General features: G+C 63.8%; 23 protein-coding genes. 14 read left to right on the forward strand and 9 right to left on the reverse strand.

Features of this window, described 5'->3' with window-relative positions; genetic code table 11:
* Nucleotides 1-88 precede the first annotated feature (88 nt).
* On the forward strand, nt 89-271 hold the full coding sequence (locus tag CAG44_RS21045) for a hypothetical protein (RefSeq protein ID WP_025338686.1): 183 nt from the start codon (nt 89-91) through the stop codon (nt 269-271).
* A gap of 73 nt (nt 272-344) precedes the next feature.
* Here CAG44_RS21045 and CAG44_RS21050 read toward each other — a convergent pair whose 3' ends face one another.
* Nucleotides 345-830: a glycoside hydrolase family protein gene (locus tag CAG44_RS21050; RefSeq protein ID WP_085591005.1), complete on the reverse strand. Its 486-nt coding sequence runs from the start codon at nt 828-830 to the stop codon at nt 345-347.
* A gap of 65 nt (nt 831-895) precedes the next feature.
* Nucleotides 896-1,261, reverse strand: a complete 366-nt coding sequence (locus tag CAG44_RS21055) for a chemotaxis protein (protein ID WP_075044881.1) — start codon at nt 1,259-1,261, stop codon at nt 896-898.
* Between the two features lie 162 nt (nt 1,262-1,423).
* On the opposite strand from CAG44_RS21055, the gene CAG44_RS21060 reads away from it, so the two are divergent.
* Nucleotides 1,424-2,248 carry a S24 family peptidase gene (locus tag CAG44_RS21060; RefSeq protein WP_085692916.1) on the forward strand — a complete coding sequence of 275 codons (825 nt, stop codon included), beginning with the start codon at nt 1,424-1,426 and terminating at the stop codon, nt 2,246-2,248.
* Nucleotides 2,249-2,473: 225 nt separating this feature from the next.
* Here the strand turns inward: CAG44_RS21060 and CAG44_RS21065 are convergent, their stop codons facing one another.
* Complete coding sequence (locus tag CAG44_RS21065) at nt 2,474-2,797, reverse strand: DUF1654 domain-containing protein (protein ID WP_085692917.1); 324 nt, start codon at nt 2,795-2,797, stop codon at nt 2,474-2,476.
* A 237-nt stretch (nt 2,798-3,034) separates the two neighbouring features.
* Here CAG44_RS21065 and CAG44_RS21070 point away from each other — a divergent pair, with 237 nt between their 5' ends.
* From CAG44_RS21070 to pbpG, 3 genes are all read left to right on the forward strand, one after another.
* Nucleotides 3,035-3,709, forward strand: coding sequence for a polysaccharide lyase family 7 protein (locus CAG44_RS21070; protein ID WP_085692918.1), 675 nt, complete (start codon nt 3,035-3,037; stop codon nt 3,707-3,709).
* Between the two features lie 172 nt (nt 3,710-3,881).
* Nucleotides 3,882-5,012, forward strand: a complete 1,131-nt coding sequence (locus tag CAG44_RS21075; RefSeq protein WP_085692919.1) for a sensor histidine kinase KdpD — start codon at nt 3,882-3,884, stop codon at nt 5,010-5,012.
* A 159-nt stretch (nt 5,013-5,171) separates the two neighbouring features.
* Nucleotides 5,172-6,098: a D-alanyl-D-alanine endopeptidase gene (gene pbpG / locus CAG44_RS21080; RefSeq protein WP_025338679.1), complete on the forward strand. Its 927-nt coding sequence runs from the start codon at nt 5,172-5,174 to the stop codon at nt 6,096-6,098.
* A 151-nt stretch (nt 6,099-6,249) separates the two neighbouring features.
* Here the strand turns inward: pbpG and CAG44_RS21085 are convergent, their stop codons facing one another.
* Nucleotides 6,250-6,684, reverse strand: coding sequence for a hypothetical protein (locus tag CAG44_RS21085; protein ID WP_085692920.1), 435 nt, complete (start codon nt 6,682-6,684; stop codon nt 6,250-6,252).
* A 202-nt stretch (nt 6,685-6,886) separates the two neighbouring features.
* Here CAG44_RS21085 and CAG44_RS21090 point away from each other — a divergent pair, with 202 nt between their 5' ends.
* The 9 genes from CAG44_RS21090 (at nt 6,887) to CAG44_RS21130 (ending at nt 14,572) form a co-directional block, all read left to right on the forward strand.
* On the forward strand, nt 6,887-8,221 hold the full coding sequence (locus tag CAG44_RS21090) for a lysine N(6)-hydroxylase/L-ornithine N(5)-oxygenase family protein (protein ID WP_085692921.1): 1,335 nt from the start codon (nt 6,887-6,889) through the stop codon (nt 8,219-8,221).
* A gap of 316 nt (nt 8,222-8,537) precedes the next feature.
* Nucleotides 8,538-9,731, forward strand: a complete 1,194-nt coding sequence (locus CAG44_RS21095; protein ID WP_085692922.1) for a PepSY domain-containing protein — start codon at nt 8,538-8,540, stop codon at nt 9,729-9,731.
* On the forward strand, nt 9,728-10,267 hold the full coding sequence (locus CAG44_RS21100) for a thiamine pyrophosphate-binding protein (RefSeq protein WP_085692923.1): 540 nt from the start codon (nt 9,728-9,730) through the stop codon (nt 10,265-10,267). The genes CAG44_RS21095 and CAG44_RS21100 overlap by 4 nt, the downstream gene beginning before the upstream one ends.
* Entirely contained in the window at nt 10,264-10,584 is a 321-nt protein-coding gene (locus CAG44_RS21105) for a hypothetical protein (protein ID WP_085692924.1), read from the forward strand. The genes CAG44_RS21100 and CAG44_RS21105 overlap by 4 nt, the downstream gene beginning before the upstream one ends.
* Entirely contained in the window at nt 10,581-11,150 is a 570-nt protein-coding gene (locus CAG44_RS21110; protein WP_085590988.1) for a DUF6162 family protein, read from the forward strand. The genes CAG44_RS21105 and CAG44_RS21110 overlap by 4 nt, the downstream gene beginning before the upstream one ends.
* A 17-nt stretch (nt 11,151-11,167) precedes the next feature.
* Complete coding sequence (locus tag CAG44_RS21115) at nt 11,168-12,070, forward strand: metal ABC transporter substrate-binding protein (RefSeq protein WP_025338673.1); 903 nt, start codon at nt 11,168-11,170, stop codon at nt 12,068-12,070.
* Nucleotides 12,067-12,813, forward strand: coding sequence for a metal ABC transporter ATP-binding protein (locus CAG44_RS21120; RefSeq protein ID WP_085590986.1), 747 nt, complete (start codon nt 12,067-12,069; stop codon nt 12,811-12,813). Before CAG44_RS21115 ends, CAG44_RS21120 begins: the two co-directional genes overlap by 4 nt.
* A complete protein-coding gene (locus tag CAG44_RS21125) occupies nt 12,813-13,712 on the forward strand; it encodes a metal ABC transporter permease (protein WP_013973136.1) in 900 nt (299 codons plus the stop codon). The genes CAG44_RS21120 and CAG44_RS21125 overlap by 1 nt, the downstream gene beginning before the upstream one ends.
* Nucleotides 13,709-14,572, forward strand: a complete 864-nt coding sequence (locus tag CAG44_RS21130; RefSeq protein ID WP_085692925.1) for a metal ABC transporter solute-binding protein, Zn/Mn family — start codon at nt 13,709-13,711, stop codon at nt 14,570-14,572. The genes CAG44_RS21125 and CAG44_RS21130 overlap by 4 nt, the downstream gene beginning before the upstream one ends.
* A 125-nt stretch (nt 14,573-14,697) precedes the next feature.
* Here CAG44_RS21130 and CAG44_RS21135 read toward each other — a convergent pair whose 3' ends face one another.
* The 5 genes from CAG44_RS21135 to CAG44_RS21155 all read right to left on the reverse strand — a co-directional run bounded on the left by CAG44_RS21135 (nt 14,698) and on the right by CAG44_RS21155 (nt 17,983).
* Nucleotides 14,698-15,750 (reverse strand): DUF1615 domain-containing protein, encoded by a 1,053-nt coding sequence (locus tag CAG44_RS21135; RefSeq protein ID WP_085692926.1) that lies wholly within the window; start codon nt 15,748-15,750, stop codon nt 14,698-14,700.
* A gap of 26 nt (nt 15,751-15,776) precedes the next feature.
* Nucleotides 15,777-16,328: a hydrolase gene (locus CAG44_RS21140; RefSeq protein WP_025338669.1), complete on the reverse strand. Its 552-nt coding sequence runs from the start codon at nt 16,326-16,328 to the stop codon at nt 15,777-15,779.
* 57 nt (nt 16,329-16,385) lie between these two features.
* The gene (locus tag CAG44_RS21145; protein WP_085590977.1) at nt 16,386-17,105 is read right to left on the reverse strand and encodes a thioesterase II family protein; all 720 of its coding nucleotides are present in this window, start codon (nt 17,103-17,105) and stop codon (nt 16,386-16,388) included.
* Nucleotides 17,102-17,323 (reverse strand): MbtH family protein, encoded by a 222-nt coding sequence (locus CAG44_RS21150; RefSeq protein ID WP_016711157.1) that lies wholly within the window; start codon nt 17,321-17,323, stop codon nt 17,102-17,104. Before CAG44_RS21150 ends, CAG44_RS21145 begins: the two co-directional genes overlap by 4 nt.
* A gap of 258 nt (nt 17,324-17,581) precedes the next feature.
* Nucleotides 17,582-17,983 carry a hypothetical protein gene (locus CAG44_RS21155; protein WP_025338667.1) on the reverse strand — a complete coding sequence of 134 codons (402 nt, stop codon included), beginning with the start codon at nt 17,981-17,983 and terminating at the stop codon, nt 17,582-17,584.
* Nucleotides 17,984-18,184: the final 201 nt, after the last annotated feature.

Here is an 18,184-nt window from a genome sequence, read left to right on the forward strand (position 1 = left end):
ATAGAACCAATGACCACTATCGAGGAAGTTAATTTCAAACCGCCCCGGCTGCTGCGTAAGGTAGGGCCATGTTTTACAGGAGGTCCACATGGCCACTATCCAGATCATGTCCGTCGTCGGCAGTGCCGTCCCCGCTTCGCTGCGTCAGCAGGGCCTGCTGGCATGCTGGTACCTGGTACGCAACGGCGAAGCCGTAAGCGGCCCGATGCCGACCCTCGCCTCGGCCCAGGCCCTGGTCGAACAGTTGCAACCAGGCACCCTGGTCGCCTGACCCGTATTTGTTGTGCGTTGCTCCCTACGCCCTTCTGGCCCGCCTACCTGGCGGGTCTTTTTTTGCCTGGGCGTTACGCCTGAACCTCCCCGCTGCAGGCTATGAACATTGCCAACAACGCGGCCAACTGGTGCTCGCGCTGACCATAGCCCGCGCCAGGCAGGCTGGCCCAGATCGGCGCGGCCTTGGCGATCGCCTGGGCAATGCGGCCGACCTTGATCAGTGCCAGTGCGCCGCACTCGCTCAGCAACTTGATTGCCGCCAGGTCCTGGGCCTCAGGGGTAAAGCGGCCATTGAAGCCATAAGTGCTCACGATGGCATCCCAGGTACCGGCCAGAATCTGGTACCGCCCTGCCGCAGAGCTGTGGATGCCGTAGCTGGGCAACCACACCTTCTGCCTCGGGTGCCCGCTGTAGTCATTGAACAGTTGGCCGCCGACCAGGACGTTGTAGCCATCGTCACTGGCAGCGATGGTCGAGGTACCCTCGGACCAGGCCAGCATGTCCAGGAATGCGAGCACGTTCGCGCCGCCGGCAGCGGCAGAATCCAATCGAGCCATGTTGTCTCCATACAGAAAAGGGCCCATACGCATGGGCATGAACAGAATTTGTCTTGCGGGCCGCCTCACTCACCCTGCTTCCCGCGCAGGCGGGCGATCCCCTCGCCCTGGACGGTGACCTGCCGGGGAGGATGGCCGCCCCGACTGGTCAGCGCTTCGATCTTGCCTTCCAGGCGCCCTACAGTGATCACCAGTTCATTGCGCTCCTTGGCAAACTGATCGGCCCTGGCCTGCGCTTCTCTTCGGGCGTCACGCTCGATATCGAGCAGCTCATTCAGGCGCCGGACCACGCCAATATCAGCGTTGTCCATGGCACGGTCAGCCGCATCCCTGGACAGCCACTTGCGCAGCCAGAGGAATGCACCCAGCAACACGGTGCCTGTTCCGCCCAGCCAGGTGATGGTGCCTGGGCCGAGGTCAGTCGGGTCCATGAAAACCTCATAACGGATGGTGATGTCGTAAGCCTGGAGAACAGCTTCTCGGTGGCTTTCCTTGCTTGCATATTTAATTTAGCCTACAGCTAATATCGTGACAAGAGAAATTTAGCCTTGAGCATATTTAGCAGCAAGCTAAACACTGGCATGCTTCGCCCCATGGACATCTACGAAATTCGCAAGCACAACCTGGTCAAGCTGATCGGCAGCCAGAGGAAGGGATCCTGCGCAGAGCGCTGGGGGATGGCGCCTGCGCACCTGAGCCAGATCCTTTCGGACAAGACAGCGAAGAACCTGGGCGATGACGTGGCCCGCAGGATCGAGGGCATCGAAGGTTTGCCGCGGGGGTGGTTCGACGCGGTGGCAGCGGGCGACCTGGCGCAGTCGCCGGCCGAGGCTGGCGACAGCAAGCTTTCCGCGGCCGACCTGGTCAAGCAGATGCTTGCCAGAAGCGGCAGAGGCATCCCCGAAGAAACCCGGCAAAGGCTGCTGGCCGCCGCCGAGGAGCCGGCAGACTCGACGCTGGTGGCGGCTGAACTTGTTCGGCCAGGCCTGGTGGGCGACGAAGTGTGGATTGCCCACTACGACGTCCGTGCGGCCATGGGCGGCGGGCAGATCCCCCACGACTACCCCGAGATGTTCAAGGATGTTCGCGTCAGCCCAAGCCACCTGCGCGAGCTGGGCGTGGAGTTCAGCGAGCACCACCACCTGAAGATGGTGACCGGCTGGGGGCAGTCGATGGAACCGACCATCAAGCACCGCGACCCGCTGATCGTGGACGTCAGCATCCGCGAGTTCGTCGGCGATGGAATCTACTTCTTCTCCTGGGGCGACCACATCTACATCAAGCGGCTGCAGATTGCCGACGAAGACCATTTCGAGATGATTTCCGACAACTCGCGGCACAAGGACCGCATGATTCGCCGGGAAGAGACCTACATCCAGGCCAGGGTGCTGCTGGTGTGGAATGCACACCTTGTGTAAAGCGAAGCCCACCACCCCGGCGTAATGCTGTCCATTCGCGCAACTGGGGCCGCCTTGCGGCCCTTCGCGGGCAAGCCCCGCTCCCACAAGTACGATGCAAGCCTCAAGGAATGCACATTCCTGTGGGAGCGGGCTTGCCCGCGAAGGGCTGCAAGGCAGCCCCATCGATGTCACATCAGACTCGAGTGAACAGTATTACGCTACCCCGCAGGCTCTTTCTGACCTTCAGAAAGGTGCCGCCTCCTCGACCTGCTGCTCGCTGTCCTGCTCGACGATAAAGTCGTCGCGCTCCTCCACGCTGCCGCGCTCCCAGCGTACCGTCACGCTCTCGTCTTCGTTGAAGGTCAGTTCCAGCTCGGGCGTCTCGGCCAGCAGGCCCATCACCTCCTCCCACTCGGCATCACCGTCGGTATCCAGGCGATGCACCGTCACCCAGCGCTGCGTCTGCGCGAGCGGGTGGTTGATCATCGCTGATACCCGCAAGCTCAGCCGCTCCATTCCGGTCATTTCCTGGCGCTGATGGGGCGTCGACTTCATGTGCTTAGACATATTGTTATCCTGACAGCTGTATATTCGTACAGTATTCAAGGAAAGCTTATCTCACCGCCAAATCAAGCGTAAAGCCCCGCTGCGGAAAATTTTCGCCAACAGGTAATTTGTCGCCCGGCGAAATAATTTTAGCCGTTAGCTATTGACGATGATTTAGCGCAAGGCTAAATTTCATTCCAGCAGCCGCCACCGTGCTGCTGCGGCACCCACCGTCATTTTCATTCAGGAGTTCTCCCCATGAGCGTAGATATCCGCAACCTTATCCTCGCCGTTCCGGTAGCTGAATCGTCGATCAGCACCGTAGCGGTCGAACTCACCGGCAGCGAAGCGATTGCCCTGTACCCGAACTACGTGACAGTGCTCAGCGATGGTTCGGTCCAGTTGTCTGCCCCCACCAAAGGCGCTTCGAGCAAAAGCACCCGCAGGACCCGCTGCGAGTGGTCGGAGCCGAAATACTGGACCTTGGGCGGTGCCCCGAATCACTGGAATCGCCAGGAAATGACGCTGACCAAGGTCAACTGGGCGCAGAAGGTGGTCATCGCGCAGATGCATGTCTACGGGGACGACAGCCCGCCCGTGAAGGTGTTCTGGAAAAAGGGCGACATCACCCTGGGTTTTCGGCGGACCTACAACCAGACTGACCCGATCAACTCGACGGTGCTCAAGGGGGTACCGCTGGGGGCAAAGTTCGAGGTGAGCATCCATGCCACCGCAGCAGGCGTGGTCAACGTTACGGCCAAGTGCAATGGCGTGAGCGGTACGTCCGGCGATCTACAGTTCGACAGCACCTGGGCTACACAGCTATTCGAGTTCCACGGCGGGGTCTACAACCAGGTGGACTACACCGATACCACGCCAGCCGATGACGGCTCGATCTGCATCATCAGCGACCTCTCGCTGATCCATGCCTGAACCCAGGCCGCCGGCAAGACTTCCCGATGCCCCTGCCCCCGACGCAGGTTGCATCGGGATCGCCTTTGGCTGAACTCCAGGTGGGCCGCTCATGGCTGCCGCTCAAACTTCCTGCTTCCCGGATGAACTAAGCTATTCGGATGTCTTTTTTCCAGATCAGGGTTAGGCCCCCATGAGACTGTTCGATTTCATTGATAGCAGTATGGAACCCATTCTCCAGGCTTGGGAAAATTACGCCCGCTCGGTTGAAACAGAGCTGCCGAAGCAGGACTCCATCGGCTTGCGCAATCATGCCGAGAAGATGCTCCGCACCGTGGCCGCAGACATGAGAACGCCCCAGAGCAGGCAACAACAGTCCGAGAAAGCACAAGGGAGAGGCCCCAGTAGTTCCAGCGAAACCGCAGCGCAGACCCACGCGGTTGCTCGCTTGATAGCTGGGTTCTCGATGGACCAGATGGTGTCCGAATACCGGGCATTGCGCGCAAGCGTTCTGTCCCTCTGGCTTACCCAGGAGTCGTTCGCAGACGCGCATCATGTTCAGGACATGATCCGGTTCAATGAAGCGATTGACCAAGCGCTCGTAGAGTCGATCGCGGCCTACGGAACGGCAGTCGAGGCGACCCGGAAAATGGTGCTCGCCGTGCTCGGTCATGATTTGCGTTCGCCCTTGGGCGCGATACTCATGGCTGGCGGGCTGATCCAGCGGCAGGCCGGACTGGATGAAAAGGGAAAGGTACTTGCGACCCAGGTTTGTACCAGTGCACATCGGGCAAATGTCATGATCAACGATTTGCTGGATCTGGCCCGCTGCAACCTGGGGACTGGCATTCCAGTGGATTTGCGGAAAATGGATCTGAACTCTATCTGCCAGGCTGTCATTGACGAACTGCGCACGGCATTCCCGCACGCGCGGATCATCCTGGATGAGCAGGCGCACATCACCGGGCAATTCGACCCTGACCGCATCTCTCAGGTTTTCTCCAACCTGATAGGCAATGCCCTGCGCCATGGCGATGCGACGGCCCCGATCAAGGTCACGGTGGCCAGGGTGGATGGTGTTCCACGGGTCAGCGTCCAGAATTCCGGAGAGCCTATTGCACCCGAGGTGATGCCCTACATCTTCAAGCCGGAAGGGCGATACTCGAGCTACTCATCCGGAGAGCGGGGCTCCGCAGCGGGGCTCGGCCTTGGCCTGTTCATCGCATCGGAGATCGTGGCGAACCACGGTGGCAGAATTGAGGTTGAGTCGACCGAAGAGGAAGGGACGACCTTCGAGGTTGTTCTGCTGTCTTCGGCAGAGTGATGATGGGTACAGGACAGGTACCGGATTAAATTTCGTTCACGTTGCGCCCTTTAGTCATAAGGCATTCGACAGCAAATCAGCCATACTCCAGAATGCAGCGGTTTTTGGGGGAAAACCCTTGCACAGCCAACGACATACCAACTTTTAGTGAGCCTCAACGTGAAAACATCCCTGTCCATCCTCAGCCTGCTGCTGTTGCTCACAGGTACTGCGACCCTTCCGTCGACCGCTGCTGCACAACCCCCGGCCCAGGTTCAACGTGACCCATCCAAGCTGCATCTCGCCTCGGGCAGCGCCCTGCTGATAGACCTGAACACCAACCAGGAGCTGTATTCGAGCCACCCCGACCGCGTGGTACCGATTGCGTCGGTGACCAAACTGATGACGGCGATGGTAGTGCTGGATGCCAAGCAGCCCATGGATGAGATGCTCACCATGACCATTGCCAACAACCCGGAAATGAAAGGCGTGTATTCGCGTGTGCGGCTGGGCAGCCAGCTCGACCGCCGCGAAACCTTGCTGATTACCCTGATGTCATCGGAAAACCGTGCGGCCAACACCCTGGCCAACCATTACCCCGGCGGCTACCCGGCGTTCATCAAGGCGATGAACGCCAAGGCCCGCAGCCTGGGCATGGCGCACACCCGCTACGTCGAGCCGACCGGCCTGTCGACGCAGAACGTGTCCACGGCCCGTGACCTGGCCAAGCTGCTGATGGCGTCGCGCAAGTACCCGATGCTGAGCGAGCTGTCGACCACCCGCGAGAAGACCGTGGCCTTCCGCAAGCCCAACTACACCCTGGGCTTTCGCAACACCGACCACCTGGTGAACAAGAGCAACTGGGACATCAAGCTGACCAAGACCGGCTTCACCAATGAAGCCGGGCACTGCCTGGTGCTGCTGACCCGCATGGACAACCGCCCGGTGGCCATGGTGATCCTCGACGCCTTTGGCAAGTACACCCACTTCGCCGATGCCAGCCGCATGCGTCAGTGGCTGGAAACCGGTGCTGCCAAGCCGGCGCCGGCGGTGGCCATGCAGTACAAGGCGGAGCGGCAGAACAAGGGGCGCCTGGCGGCCGAATGACCGCCGCCGGAATGATGGGGCCTGCACCGGCCCTATCGCCGGCAAGCCAGCTCCCACAGTGACAGCACCAGGCCTGCGAAAGCAACTGCCCTGCGCGGTCCATGTGGGAGCCGGCTTGCCGGCGATGGGCTGCACAGCAGCCCCAAGTTCGTCAGGCCGTGGTGCTGACCATCCCGCCCGCGCTGCTGCCACCCGTTTTCTGTAGTGCTTCGAGCAACTGCGCGGTGGCCTGCAGGATTTCACCATTGATGGTGGCGATGCTCGCCTGCTTGGCGGACACAACTGCCAGCTTGGTGGTTTCGTCCATCTTCTGCGCCATCAGCTGGGCCAGTTGCTTCTGCTCCTCGGCCAATTGCTTCTGCAGCTTCTTGATCATCTCGCGCAATTGCCTGATGTGCGCAGGCTCCGAACTTTCACTGCTGCCCTGGGCGCCTTGAGCCTGGCCGCCACCTTTCAATTTCGACGTGTCGGCCTGAGTGCCGGCCCCACTCTCTTCAGTCTTTTGCGCATCCTGGCTGTCGGCGACCTGGGTGGTGCTCAGCGCCTGGGCCGTGGTGCTGATGCTGACTGCTGCAATACCTGTCATGTCTTACTCCCTGCGTTGCAAATGGGTCCTTGGGTTGTTCTGCCTATCGGCCGACAGGCGCAAGCCTTTAGCCCCCTGTTGCAAGTGGCCGGTCGCCCGCCAGTAAATTCCCCGTCGTTTGGCTCGTTCCACCCAATGTACAAACGCAGGCGCCGGCCTCTCCCGGCGAGCGTCAACATTCGACCATTATGGAACCGCAGCCATGAGCCAGTCTGCAAAACCGGAAACCATCAAGGACCTGATCGGCGTGGGCTTCGGCCCTTCCAACCTGGCCCTGGCCATCGCCCTGGAAGAACTCGCCGAGTCCCAGGGCCATGCCCTCGACGCGCTGTTCATCGACAAACAGCAGGACTATCGCTGGCACGGCGAAACCCTGGCCACCCAGAGCGAGCTGCAGATCTCGTTCCTCAAGGACCTGGTGTCGCTGCGCAACCCCACCAGCCCCTACAGCTTCGTCAACTACCTGCACCAGAAGCAGCGCCTGGCCGACTTCATCAACCTCGGCACCTTCTACCCCTGCCGCCTCGAGTACAACGACTACCTGCGCTGGGCCGCCGAGCACTTCGCCACCCAGGCGGTATATGGCGAGGAAGTGCTGCGCATCGAGCCGGACGTGCAGGCGGGCCGGGTCGAGCACCTGCGCCTGGTCTCGCGCGACGCCCAAGGCCGCGAATACAGCCGCCGCACCCGTTCGGTGGTGGTCGGCAGCGGCGGCACGCCGAAAATCCCGGAAAAGTTCGGCGCCTTCAAGGACGACCCGCGGGTATTCCATCACTCCCAGTACCTGAGCAGCCTGAACAAGCTGCCGTGCACCGCCGGCAAGCCGATGCGCATTGCCGTGATCGGTTCGGGCCAGAGCGCCGCCGAGGCGTTCATCGACCTCAACGACAGCTACCCGTCGGTCAAGGTCGACATGATCCTGCGCGGTTCGGCGCTCAAGCCTGCCGATGACAGCCCGTTCGTCAACGAGATCTTCTCGCCGGACTACACCGACCTGGTCTACAACGAACCGGCCGACCAGCGCAGCAAGCTGCTGGGCGAATACCACAACACCAACTATTCGGTGGTCGACCTCAACCTGATCGAACGCATCTACGGCATCCTCTACCGGCAGAAGGTCGCCCACCAGTACCGCCACAACGTGCTGTGCCGGCGCCAGGTCGAAGCCGTGGTGGCCACCCGCGAAGGCCTGGAACTGACCCTGCGCGACCTCGCCACCGGCCAGCAGCAGACCCACCGCTACGACGCTGTGATACTTGCCACCGGCTACGAGCGCCGCTCGCACCGTGACCTGCTGGCGCCCCTGGCCGGCTACCTGGAAGATTTCAGCGTCGACCGCAACTACCGCGTGCTGGCCAGCCCCGACCTGCAGGCCTCGGTGTACCTGCAGGGCTTCTGCGAAAACAGCCACGGCCTGAGTGACACCCTGCTCTCGGTGCTGCCGGCGCGCGCGGCGGAAATTGGCCGCGCGCTGTACCAGGACCTGGCTCAGCTGCACGGCAAGCCGCAACCGGCAGTGGCCCTGACCCGCGCCTGATCCCTCCTGCTTCATGCCTTCCAGGCCGACCTTGGCCTGAATCGATTGGGGCCGCTGTGCGGCCCATCGCCGGCAAGCCGGGCTCCCACAGGTACAACACTGACCTCAAGGTTGCGCGCTCCCTGTGGGAGCCCGGCTTGCCGGCGATGGGCTGCGCAGCAGCCCCCAATGACACCGACGCACAGGCATTGGCCCTCGGCCTTGAAACATTTGCTTGCATTTAAAACGGCAGGTTTTCGATTCTCATTCGTCCTTATCAATACAGCCCCTCTTTGGCTGGGCACACGCTCGACTCCCCATTGCAGAAGACCGTCAGATGGCCAAATCACCGAAAAAATCCAAATCCAGGCTGTGGTTCCTGGTCCACAGCTGGCTCGCCTTGCCGATCTGGTTCTTTGTCCTGATCGTCTGCTTCACCGGCATGCTCGCGGTGGTCAGCCAGGAAATCGTCTGGCTGGCCGACCCGGCCGTGCGCGCCAACAAGCCCGACGCCGACGCCGAACGCCTGAGCTTCCAGCAGGTACTGGACGCCCTGCACAAGGCCGAGCCGGACATGGTAGTGGAGCGGTTGATCCAGCCCGACGGTTCGCACTTTGCGGTCAAAGCCAATGTCACCCTGCCTGACGGCACCAGCCCGACGCTGTATGTAAACCCCTACAACGGGGCCATCCAGGGCAAGACCCCGGACTTCAACTTCGAAGCCTTCACCCGCGCCCTGCACGGCTGGTGGCTGGTGCCGTTCACCAACGGCTTCAGCTGGGGCTGGTACCTGGTGTCGCTGCTCGGGCTGCCCATGCTGGCTTCGCTGGTCACCGGCCTGGTGGTGTACAAGAAGTTCTGGAAGGGCTTCTTCAAGCCGGTGCGCACCGGCCATGGTTCGCGGATTTTCTGGGGCGACCTGCACCGCCTGGCCGGGGTCTGGTCGATCTGGTTCATTGCGGTCATTTCCATCACCGGCACCTGGTTCCTGATCCAGGCGATCCTGGCCGACAACCACATCACCATTTCCAGCCGGCCCATCGTGCCGGTCATCGCCCGTGAGGACGTGCCGCAAACCCCGAATGGCAGCCCGGCAGCGCGCATCGACCTGGATGAAGCGGCACGCATCGCCGGCCTGGCGGTCCCGGGACTGGACATCAGCTTCATCTCGCTGCCGGCCACCGCCTACAGCCACATCACCCTGGCAGGGCCAGGCTGGTACCCGCTGATGTTCCAGAGCGCCTCGGTAAACCCGTACACGCGTAATGTCGACAGCCAGTTCCTGATCAGCGACCGCTCCGCCCTGGAGTTCGTCACCGAGTCGATGCGCCCGCTGCACACCGGCGATTTCGGCGGCCTGCCGATCAAGCTGGTGTGGTTCTTCTTCGGCCTGGTCCTCACCCTGATGGTGTTCAGCGGTTTGCTGATCTGGACCAAACGCACCGCCCAGGCCACCGCCGCCGCCCTCAAGCGCAGCGAGCGCGCACCGCGCATGGCGCGCCCTGAACCCACCGTGGAGATCCGCCCATGAGCCAGGCCCAAGCCGTGACCGTCAGCCCGCTGAAGCAACTGTGGCTGAAGTGGCGTTTTCACCTGAACATCCTGCTGATCCTCATCCCGCTGGGCTTCATGCCCAAGTACTTCGCCGACGCCAAGCTGTTCCGCGGCGAAGCAGGGCTCGGCGCCAATGTGATCAACGACATCCAGGTCGGCCCCTATACCCTGGACCTGGCCGAGATGCGTGACGAGGCCCCCCGCGCCGACGGCCCTGCCGGCCACTTCAAGGTCTTCAATGCATCGCTGTGCAAGGCCTGCGTCAACGGCGTCAAGGCGGCCTACCTGCGCATCGGCAAACCGCGCAGCCTGCGCGCCGCCGGCACGATTTTCTTCGGTGCGCCGTACAACATGGGCACCTCGTTGCCGATCCCGCCACGCACCAAGCCCGACGCGCAGATCTGGATCACCCTGGAAGGCTGGGACGGCAGCATGCACCAGGCGTCCGTCCCTCTGGCCAAGGCATCGCCAGCCACCGTGGCCTGGCTCGAGAAACAAGGAGGCAATAAATGAAACACCTGATGCGCACCCTCGCCCTGCCCTTGCTGGTGCTGGCCGCCTGCCCGGCCCTGGCGCACAACCCGATGTGCGAGTGTGAAGAGCTGGCCGGCGGCCAGGTCAAGTGCACCGGCGGCTTCTCGGACGGCAGCGGCGCCCCCGGAGTTACCCTGGACGTGATCGGCTACGACGAACAGGTGCTGGTCGGCGGCAAGCTCGGTGATGACTCGACCTTGACCTTCAAGCGCCCGGACGGCGAGTTCTACGTGCTGTTCGATGCCGGCCCCGGGCACGTGGTGGAAGTCGACCACGCCGATATCGCCCAGCCATGAGCCGCGCCCAAGTGATTCGCCCGGCCGGTGCCGGGCACGAAACCCTGTACGTGCTGCTGGTCAGCCTGCTGATCGTGGTACTCGCCACCAGCGTGGTGCTGCTGCGCGGCGAACGCGAGGATGAACAGGCCATCGCCAGCCACCAGATCGACGCCCGTCGCGACCTCACCGCCGCCGAGCAAGGCCTGTACACCGACCTGCGGGTGGCCTTCGACGAAATCCAGCTGCTGCGTGAAGAAAACGCCGCCGCGCCCAGCGTGCAGGCCCTGGCCGAGGAAGGCCTGCCGCCGTTCGTGGTCGATGCCGGCAGCCAGAGCCGCGGCAGCCACCAATGGTCGTGGCTGGAGACCGGGGCCTACCTCGGCCGCAGCCAGGCCCCGGAAGTGGCCGGCAGCCTGCTGCTGATCCTGCCGGCCGACAGCACCGGCCAGGCCGATGTCTGGCTGCGCCGCGACAGCACCGCCGTGCCCCCGGACGACCTTGGCCAGGCCGCCCTGATCGCCGCCGGCTGGCAGCAGGTGGTCAGCCATTACGACGCCGGGGTCACCCGCGAACACCGTCACTGAACCCAAGGACTCCCCCCATGCTCCGCTCCGCCCTCGCCCTGCTCCTGGCCCTTGCCCTGCCGGCACAGGCCCTGGCCGATAACGGCAAGCCCCTGCGTATCGGCATTACCCTGCACCCCTACTACAGCTATGTGAGCAACATCGTCGGCGACAAGGCCGAAGTGGTGCCGCTGATTCCGGCGGGGTTCAACCCCCATGCCTACGAGCCACGGGCCGAGGACATCAAGCGCATCGGCACCCTGGACGTGGTGGTGCTCAACGGCGTTGGCCATGACGATTTCGCCGACCGCATGATCGCCGCCAGCGAAAAGCCCGGCATCAACACCATCGAGGCCAACCAGAACGTACCGTTGCTGGCGGCCACCGGCATTGCCGCCCGTGGCGCCGGCAAGGTGGTCAACCCGCACACCTTCCTGTCGATCAGCACCACCATCGCCCAGGTCAACAACATCGCCCGCGAACTGGGCAAGCTCGACCCGGACAACGCCAAGCTGTACACGCAAAACGCCCGCGCCTATGCCAAGCGCCTGCGCACACTGCGTGCCGACGCACTGGCCAAGGTCACCGAGGCGCCCAGCGCCACCTTCCGGGTCGCCACCATCCATGCCGCCTACGACTACCTGGTGCGCGACTTCGGCCTGGAGGTGACCGCGGTGGTCGAGCCAGCCCATGGCATCGAACCCAGCCCGGCCCAGCTGAAAAAGACCATCGACCAGCTCAAGGCGCTGGACGTGCGGGTGATCTTCTCGGAAATGGACTTCCCGTCGGCCTATGTCGAAACCATCCAGCGTGAATCCGGCGTGCGCCTGTACCCGCTGACGCACATCTCCTACGGCGAATACACCAAGGACAAGTACGAAGTGGAGATGAAGCGCAACCTCGACACCGTGGTCCGCGCCATCCAGGAGAACCGCGCATGACCGCCGCCGCCAACCTGGTGACAGCCTGCGGGCCGCGCATCGAGTTTGCCAGCATCGACCTGACCCTGGGCCGCACCCGCATCCTCGAACAGGTCAGCTTCAACGTCGCCGCCGGCAGCGTGCATGCCATCGTCGGCCCCAACGGCGGCGGCAAGAGTTCGCTGATCAAGACCCTGCTCGGGCAGATGCCGCACCAGGGCCAGCTGACCCTGCACTGGCCCGGCGAACGCGAAGTGATCGGCTATGTGCCGCAGGCGCTGGAGTTCGACCGTGGCCTGCCGATGACCGTGGACGATTTCATGGCTGCCATGTGCCAGCGCCGCCCCGCCTTCCTCGGCCTGTCGCGCCGTGTGCAGCCAGCCATCGACGCGGCCCTGGCGCGGGTCGGCATGCTCGACAAGCGCAAACGGCGCATGGGCGCGCTTTCCGGTGGCGAACGCCAACGCGTGCTGCTGGCCCAGGGCCTGATCCCCGAGCCGCAACTGCTGGTGCTGGACGAGCCGATGTCGGCCCTGGATGAAGCCGGCATCCAGGTGTTCGAACAACTGCTGCAGGGCTGGCGCCAGGCCGGCACCACCGTGCTGTGGATCGAACACGACCTGGAAGCTGTGCTGCGCCTGGCCGACCGGGTTACCGGCCTGAGCCGCCAGGTACTGTTCGACGCCCCACCCGCCCAGGCCCTTACCCCAGAGCGCCTGCTCGGCCTGTTCTCCGTTCACCCGCGTAGCGAGAGCCTTGCCTGATGAGTTTCGAAATCTTTCGGCAAACGGTCCAGGACTGGGCCACTGCCGGCTACCTGCCCGAGGCGCTGGCCTACGGTTTCGTGGTCAACGCTTTGCTGGCCGGTTTGATGATCGGCCCGGTGCTGGGCGGCCTGGGCACCCTGGTGGTGGTCAAGCGTTTTGCCTTCTTCTCCGAGGCGGTCGGCCATGCCGCGCTGACCGGCGTGGCCATCGGCATCCTGCTGGGCGAGCCCTACACCGGCCCCTACGGCAGCCTGTTCGGCTACTGCCTGCTGTTCGGTATCTTGCTCAACTTCCTGCGCAACCGCACCGGGCTGTCGCCGGACACGCTGATCGGCGTGTTCCTGTCGGTGTCGTTGGCGCTGGGCGCCAGCCTGCTGCTGATGCTGGCGGGCAAGATCAACGTGCACATCCTCGAGAACGTGCTGTTCGGCTCGGTGCTGACCGTCAGCGGCCAGGACCTGGTGGTGCTGGGCATCGTCGCGGTGCTGGTGCTGGCATTGGCCGTGCCGCTGTACAACCGCATCATGCTGGCCAGTTTCAACCCACAGCTGGCAGCCGTGCGCGGGGTGGCGGTGAAAACCCTGGACTACCTGTTCGTGGTGCTGGTGACCCTGGTCACCGTGGCCTCGGTGAAGGTGATCGGGGCGATCCTGGTCGGGGCGCTGCTGGTGATTCCCGCTGCCGCCGCACGCCTGGTCAGCCAGTCGCTGAAGGGCTTTTTCTTCCTGTCGGTGCTGATCGCCACGCTGAGCACGTTGCTCGGCATCCTGCTGCCGATCGTTTTCGACCTGCCGGTGCCGTCCGGCGCCGCGATCATTCTGGTCGCCGGCATCTGCTTCGCCCTGGCGGCGCTGGCCCGCGCCCTCGTCCCCCGCCTGCAAGGAAACCCGGCATGAACCTGAAACGCCTGACCCTGGCGCTGGCCCTGGCCGGCCTGCCGTCGCTGTCTTTCGCCACGCAAGTGCTGACCACCCTGCCCGTCACCCACAGCCTGGCCAGCGCCCTGCTCGACGGCACCACGGTGCAGCTCACGCGTGCAGCCCCCGCCAACCTGCCTGCCAGCCGCCAACCTTCCTATTTCAGCGGGCGCGGTGGCGCCAGCCTGCACAAGGCCGCACAGCAGGCCGACGCGGTGATCGGCGTGCGCTCGATCTGGCGTGACGACCCGCTGTACCCGATGGCCCGGCGCAGCAATATCCGGATCGTCGAGATCGACGCCGCACGGCCGGTGGACGGCGCGCTGCCGGGTATAGCGGTGAGCGGTGACGAGGCCTATGGCGCCTACCCCTGGCTCAACCCGACCAACTTCGGGCGCATGGCCGACGTGGTAGCCAATGACCTGGAGCGGTTGGCGCCGGGCGACAAGGCGAAGATCCAGGGCAACCTGGCCGGGCTCAAACGCCAGTTGCTGGAGCTCTCGGCCAACAGCCAGACACGCTTGGCCAAGGTCGACAACCTGACGGTGGTGAGCCTGTCGGAGCGGCTGGGTTATCTGGCCAGCGGGTTGAACCTGGACGTGGTCGAGCAGCCGCTGCCAGCCGAGTGGGATGCGGCTGCGCTGAAGGCGCTGGGGGACAACCTGAAGGCGCAGGATGTGGCGCTGGTGCTGGACCATCGGCAGCCGGAGGCGGCTGTAGCCGAGGTGATCAAGGCGTCCGGGGCGAAGCTGGTGGTGGTGGAAAGTGACCCTGAGGATGCGTTTGCGGGATTGAAGGCCAGTGTGGATCAGGTGGTTGGAGCACTGGGCGAAAGCTGATGTTGGCTGTGCCGGCCTCTTCGCGGGCTTGCCCGCTCCCACAGGGATAGCACAGGGCCAGAGAACAGTGAGGTACCTGTGGGAGCGGGCAAGCCCGCGAAGAGGCCGGTGCAAGCAATGGACAGCTAGCGCTTCATGCACCGCTGATAACGCTCATCCACCCGCCCGGCAAACCACGCCGTGGTCAGCTTGCGGGTGATCTTCGGGCTTGTCAGCTGGATCCCCGGCAGCACCGCCCGTGGCACCGGCTTGCCGGCCGCGGCATCAGCAAGGGCAAACACCCCGCTGTACAGCTCGCTGTCCTCGAAGGCCAAACTATCGCCCTCCTCCAGCTGGCTGCGGATCTGCGGGTTGCGCAGGCCCAGCTTCCCTCCCAGTTTGCGCGCCGCCTTTTCAGTGGTCCCGGGCATGATCGAGCCCGGCGCCACTAGGTCGCCATCCAGCGCCAGCGTCACCCCCGTCGCCTTGCTCAGTGCCGCCTGAAATGCCGCATTGCGGCTGGCGTACCAGCCTGCGTTGAAATCGGCAAAGCGGTACAGCTGGCGATCGTAGTTGGTCGAATAGCCCAGCAAGTGGGCGATACCGAAATACATGCCGCCGCGCCGGGTGAACACTTCCTGGCGAATGCTGCCGTCGTGGCTGTAGGGGTAATCCCGCGCATGCTTTTCGGCAAAGTCGATGCTGACCTGCATCGGCCCACCGGTATGCACCGGGTTCAGCCCGCCCAGCAAGGTCTTGCCCAGCGGCACGCGAGCGATGACTTCGTCATACAGTTCGCTCAACTGCTTCTCGCTGCGCACGGCCTGCAAACGTTGCTGGTAGCTCTTGCCATTACCCGACGGCGTCTTCAGTGCACCATCGACCAGCAGCTTGGGGATGTGCAGGCGCGCGGCGCGGCGGTCGATTTCCTCCCGGGCGATACGCCCCAGGTTGGGCACCTGCGGGTCGGCATTGAAGGTCGATTCCTGTTCGGTCACCGCCAGCACCGCACACAGGTTGCTCTTGCTGGGGGCAATTCGCTGGGCCTCGAACGCCACCTGAATGTCCCGGGCCCAGCCCTCACGGTCCTTGGCCTGGGCGGGCAACAGCCGCAGCAGTTGGGCGCGAACCTTGGCCGGGTCCGCCTCGGGCGCTTCCTCACGGCGCCCGGCGCAGCCTTGCAGCAGCGCCAGGGCCATCAACCCGGCAGCCAGTAACCGGCCGTTCAGGGCTGTTCACCGACCAGGTAGGTCTTGCTGATGTGCCGGAACAGCGGGTGGCCGGCACTGCCCATGAGCTCGAACAAAACCATTTCGCGGGTCACCACCTGCGCCCCCGCAGCCCGCATGCGCGCCAGCCCTGCGGCCTTGCTCGCCGGGGTACGGCTGTCGCAGGCATCCTCGACCACGAACACCTGCTTGCCCAGCGCCAGCAGGCCGAGCACGGTCTGCAGCACACAGACGTGGGTTTCCATGCCACAGACAATCACTTGCTCGCGCGCCATCAAACTCGCTGGCAGGCACTCGGCGGCCACGCAGGAAAAATGGCTTTTCTCCACCACCTCGGCGGCCGGCGCTGCGGCCAGCAGTTCGGCCAGGGTATGGCCCAGGCCCTTGGGGTACTGCTCGGAAATCACCGTCGGCAGTTCCAGCTCGTTCGTCGCCGCCAACAACCAGCGGGCCCGCGCGCGGGTGCCTTCAGGGTCGCTCATGGCGCCGATGAGTTTTTCCTGGATGTCGACGACCAGCAGCGTGGCCTTGTGGGGATCGATCAGCATTGTCTGCCTCTTGCCTGGGAAAAGGCCTAGCCTCCCCCAGGCAAGCGGTGACGTCAATCAGGCGGACAGCCGAAGCGGTTGCAGCGACGCGGTCAGCGCAGCGAGCACCCGGTCCTCATGCTCATGGATGAAGAAGTGGCCGCCAGGGAACATCTGCAGCGAGAACGCCCCGTGCGTTTCCTTGCGCCAGGCCTGCAACTGCTCGTCACTGGCGCGGTCCTGCATGCCGCCCAACACGTGCAGCGGGCACTGCAAGGCCGGTCGCTGGCGGTAGGCGTAGGTACCACACAGCAGGAAGTCCGCGCGCAGGGTGGGCAAGGTCAGGCTCATCAGCTCGGCGTTGGCCAGCACTTCCTCGGGCGTGCCCTGAAGCTCGCGCAACTCGCCGATCAACTCGGCGTCGCTCTTGGGCTCGCGCCAGTTCTTGCCGTCGTAGTCCTCGCGGCGGGTCGGCGCTGCGGTACCACAGGCAAACAGGGTCAGTGGCGCCGGGCAGCCCAGCGCTTGCAGCTCATGGGCCAGCTCGAAGGCCAGCAAGGCGCCCAGGCTATGGCCGAGCAGCGCGTAGGGGGTGCTGGCCGCCAGGCGCTGTTCGGCAGCCAGTTGCCGGGCCAGGGCCTGCATGTCGGTGTGCAGTGGCTCGGCCATGCGCGCACCACGCCCGGGCAGTTCCACCGGGCGCACCTGCAACCACGTCGGCAGCTTGCGCCGCCAGCGGCTGTAGACCATGGCGCTGGCCCCGGAATACGGCAGGCACAGCAGGTTCAATGCAGTCACTGGGCGGCGGCTTCGGCCATTTTCTGGCGCAGGCTCAGCGGGCGCATGTCGGTCCAGACTTCATCGATATAGGCCAGGCATTCCTTCTTCAGGCCGCTCTTGCCTACGGCACGCCAGCCGTTGGGGATGGCTTTGTAGTCGGGCCAGATCGAGTATTGCTCTTCGTGGTTGACCACTACCTGGAACTGGATATCGTCGCGGTCGAAAACGGAAGTCATTGCCTGTCTCCTTGAGTGATGAATGCCGCTGCGCGCCTGGCGCAGGGGGGCTTTCAAGTAGACGTAGCGTGCGGCGAAAAAATTAGTGGGGCTGACGCGATCCTTGTAGGAGCGGCCTTGTGTCGCGATCGGGCGCGCAGCGGCCGTAAAGCCTGCAACCCCGGTCTTCCTGGCAGGTCTGGGTCGCCTGGATTACGGCCGCTGCGCGCCCGATCGCGACACAAGGCCGCTCCTACAAAGACCGCGCCGGGCAGGTCTTCAGGTATCACGCAACAGGTCGTGGGTATCGAGCAAGCGGAAGGCCACCTGCGGGTTGCGCTCCAGCCCACGGCGGATCGCCGCCGGGATCGACTGCCGGGTCTTGCGGCACAGCCCGGGCTGGTCGTCCAGTTCGATGACAATCCCGCGCATGGTCCGTACTTCATTGAAGCCAGGGGCGATATGCACGCGGATGCCGAGGTTTTCGTACATCCGCTGCTGCAGGCGTTGCAGGTCTTCCAGGTCCTTGAGGTTTTCCAGGCGGTCGAGCAGGCGCTTTTCTTCCTGGCGGGTCAGCAGGAGGATGCGCTGGGCTGTCTGCGGGTGGTCGGCCAGGTGTTCGCGGCCACAAATGCAGGCGCCAGGTGGGCAGGGTTGGCGCAGGGATGGAGAACTGGTCATGGGGCAAGCATAGCCAGTTTTTGTGTCGCCTGTGCGGGCCCTATCGCCGGCAAGCCGGCTCCCACAGGAGCCACGATGGCGTTAAAAAACTTTCCTGTCAGGATAAAAAATTTCACAAATCTCTAGACCGCCACCCCTCACTTCGCCTATAAATCGCCAAAAGGAAATTTATATTCCTACCAAGAAACATCACTTCGCCTC

This window comes from Pseudomonas sp. B13(2017) (assembly GCF_002113245.1).
GTDB lineage: Bacteria > Pseudomonadota > Gammaproteobacteria > Pseudomonadales > Pseudomonadaceae > Aquipseudomonas > Aquipseudomonas putida_Z.

Excerpts from the sequence above, each read along its gene's own strand:
- CAG44_RS21045 (WP_025338686.1), top strand. The coding sequence starts at position 89 with ATGGCCACTATCCAGATCATGTCCGTCGTCGGCAGTGCCGTCCCCGCT.
- CAG44_RS21050 (WP_085591005.1), bottom strand. The coding sequence starts at position 830 with ATGGCTCGATTGGATTCTGCCGCTGCCGGCGGCGCGAACGTGCTCGCA.
- CAG44_RS21055 (WP_075044881.1), bottom strand. The coding sequence starts at position 1,261 with ATGGACCCGACTGACCTCGGCCCAGGCACCATCACCTGGCTGGGCGGA.
- CAG44_RS21060 (WP_085692916.1), top strand. The coding sequence starts at position 1,424 with ATGGACATCTACGAAATTCGCAAGCACAACCTGGTCAAGCTGATCGGC.
- CAG44_RS21065 (WP_085692917.1), bottom strand. The coding sequence starts at position 2,797 with ATGTCTAAGCACATGAAGTCGACGCCCCATCAGCGCCAGGAAATGACC.
- CAG44_RS21070 (WP_085692918.1), top strand. The coding sequence starts at position 3,035 with ATGAGCGTAGATATCCGCAACCTTATCCTCGCCGTTCCGGTAGCTGAA.
- CAG44_RS21075 (WP_085692919.1), top strand. The coding sequence starts at position 3,882 with ATGAGACTGTTCGATTTCATTGATAGCAGTATGGAACCCATTCTCCAG.
- CAG44_RS21085 (WP_085692920.1), bottom strand. The coding sequence starts at position 6,684 with ATGACAGGTATTGCAGCAGTCAGCATCAGCACCACGGCCCAGGCGCTG.
- CAG44_RS21090 (WP_085692921.1), top strand. The coding sequence starts at position 6,887 with ATGAGCCAGTCTGCAAAACCGGAAACCATCAAGGACCTGATCGGCGTG.
- CAG44_RS21095 (WP_085692922.1), top strand. The coding sequence starts at position 8,538 with ATGGCCAAATCACCGAAAAAATCCAAATCCAGGCTGTGGTTCCTGGTC.
- CAG44_RS21100 (WP_085692923.1), top strand. The coding sequence starts at position 9,728 with ATGAGCCAGGCCCAAGCCGTGACCGTCAGCCCGCTGAAGCAACTGTGG.
- CAG44_RS21105 (WP_085692924.1), top strand. The coding sequence starts at position 10,264 with ATGAAACACCTGATGCGCACCCTCGCCCTGCCCTTGCTGGTGCTGGCC.
- CAG44_RS21110 (WP_085590988.1), top strand. The coding sequence starts at position 10,581 with ATGAGCCGCGCCCAAGTGATTCGCCCGGCCGGTGCCGGGCACGAAACC.
- CAG44_RS21115 (WP_025338673.1), top strand. The coding sequence starts at position 11,168 with ATGCTCCGCTCCGCCCTCGCCCTGCTCCTGGCCCTTGCCCTGCCGGCA.
- CAG44_RS21120 (WP_085590986.1), top strand. The coding sequence starts at position 12,067 with ATGACCGCCGCCGCCAACCTGGTGACAGCCTGCGGGCCGCGCATCGAG.
- CAG44_RS21125 (WP_013973136.1), top strand. The coding sequence starts at position 12,813 with ATGAGTTTCGAAATCTTTCGGCAAACGGTCCAGGACTGGGCCACTGCC.
- CAG44_RS21130 (WP_085692925.1), top strand. The coding sequence starts at position 13,709 with ATGAACCTGAAACGCCTGACCCTGGCGCTGGCCCTGGCCGGCCTGCCG.
- CAG44_RS21135 (WP_085692926.1), bottom strand. The coding sequence starts at position 15,750 with ATGGCCCTGGCGCTGCTGCAAGGCTGCGCCGGGCGCCGTGAGGAAGCG.
- CAG44_RS21140 (WP_025338669.1), bottom strand. The coding sequence starts at position 16,328 with ATGCTGATCGATCCCCACAAGGCCACGCTGCTGGTCGTCGACATCCAG.
- CAG44_RS21150 (WP_016711157.1), bottom strand. The coding sequence starts at position 17,323 with ATGACTTCCGTTTTCGACCGCGACGATATCCAGTTCCAGGTAGTGGTC.
- CAG44_RS21155 (WP_025338667.1), bottom strand. The coding sequence starts at position 17,983 with ATGACCAGTTCTCCATCCCTGCGCCAACCCTGCCCACCTGGCGCCTGC.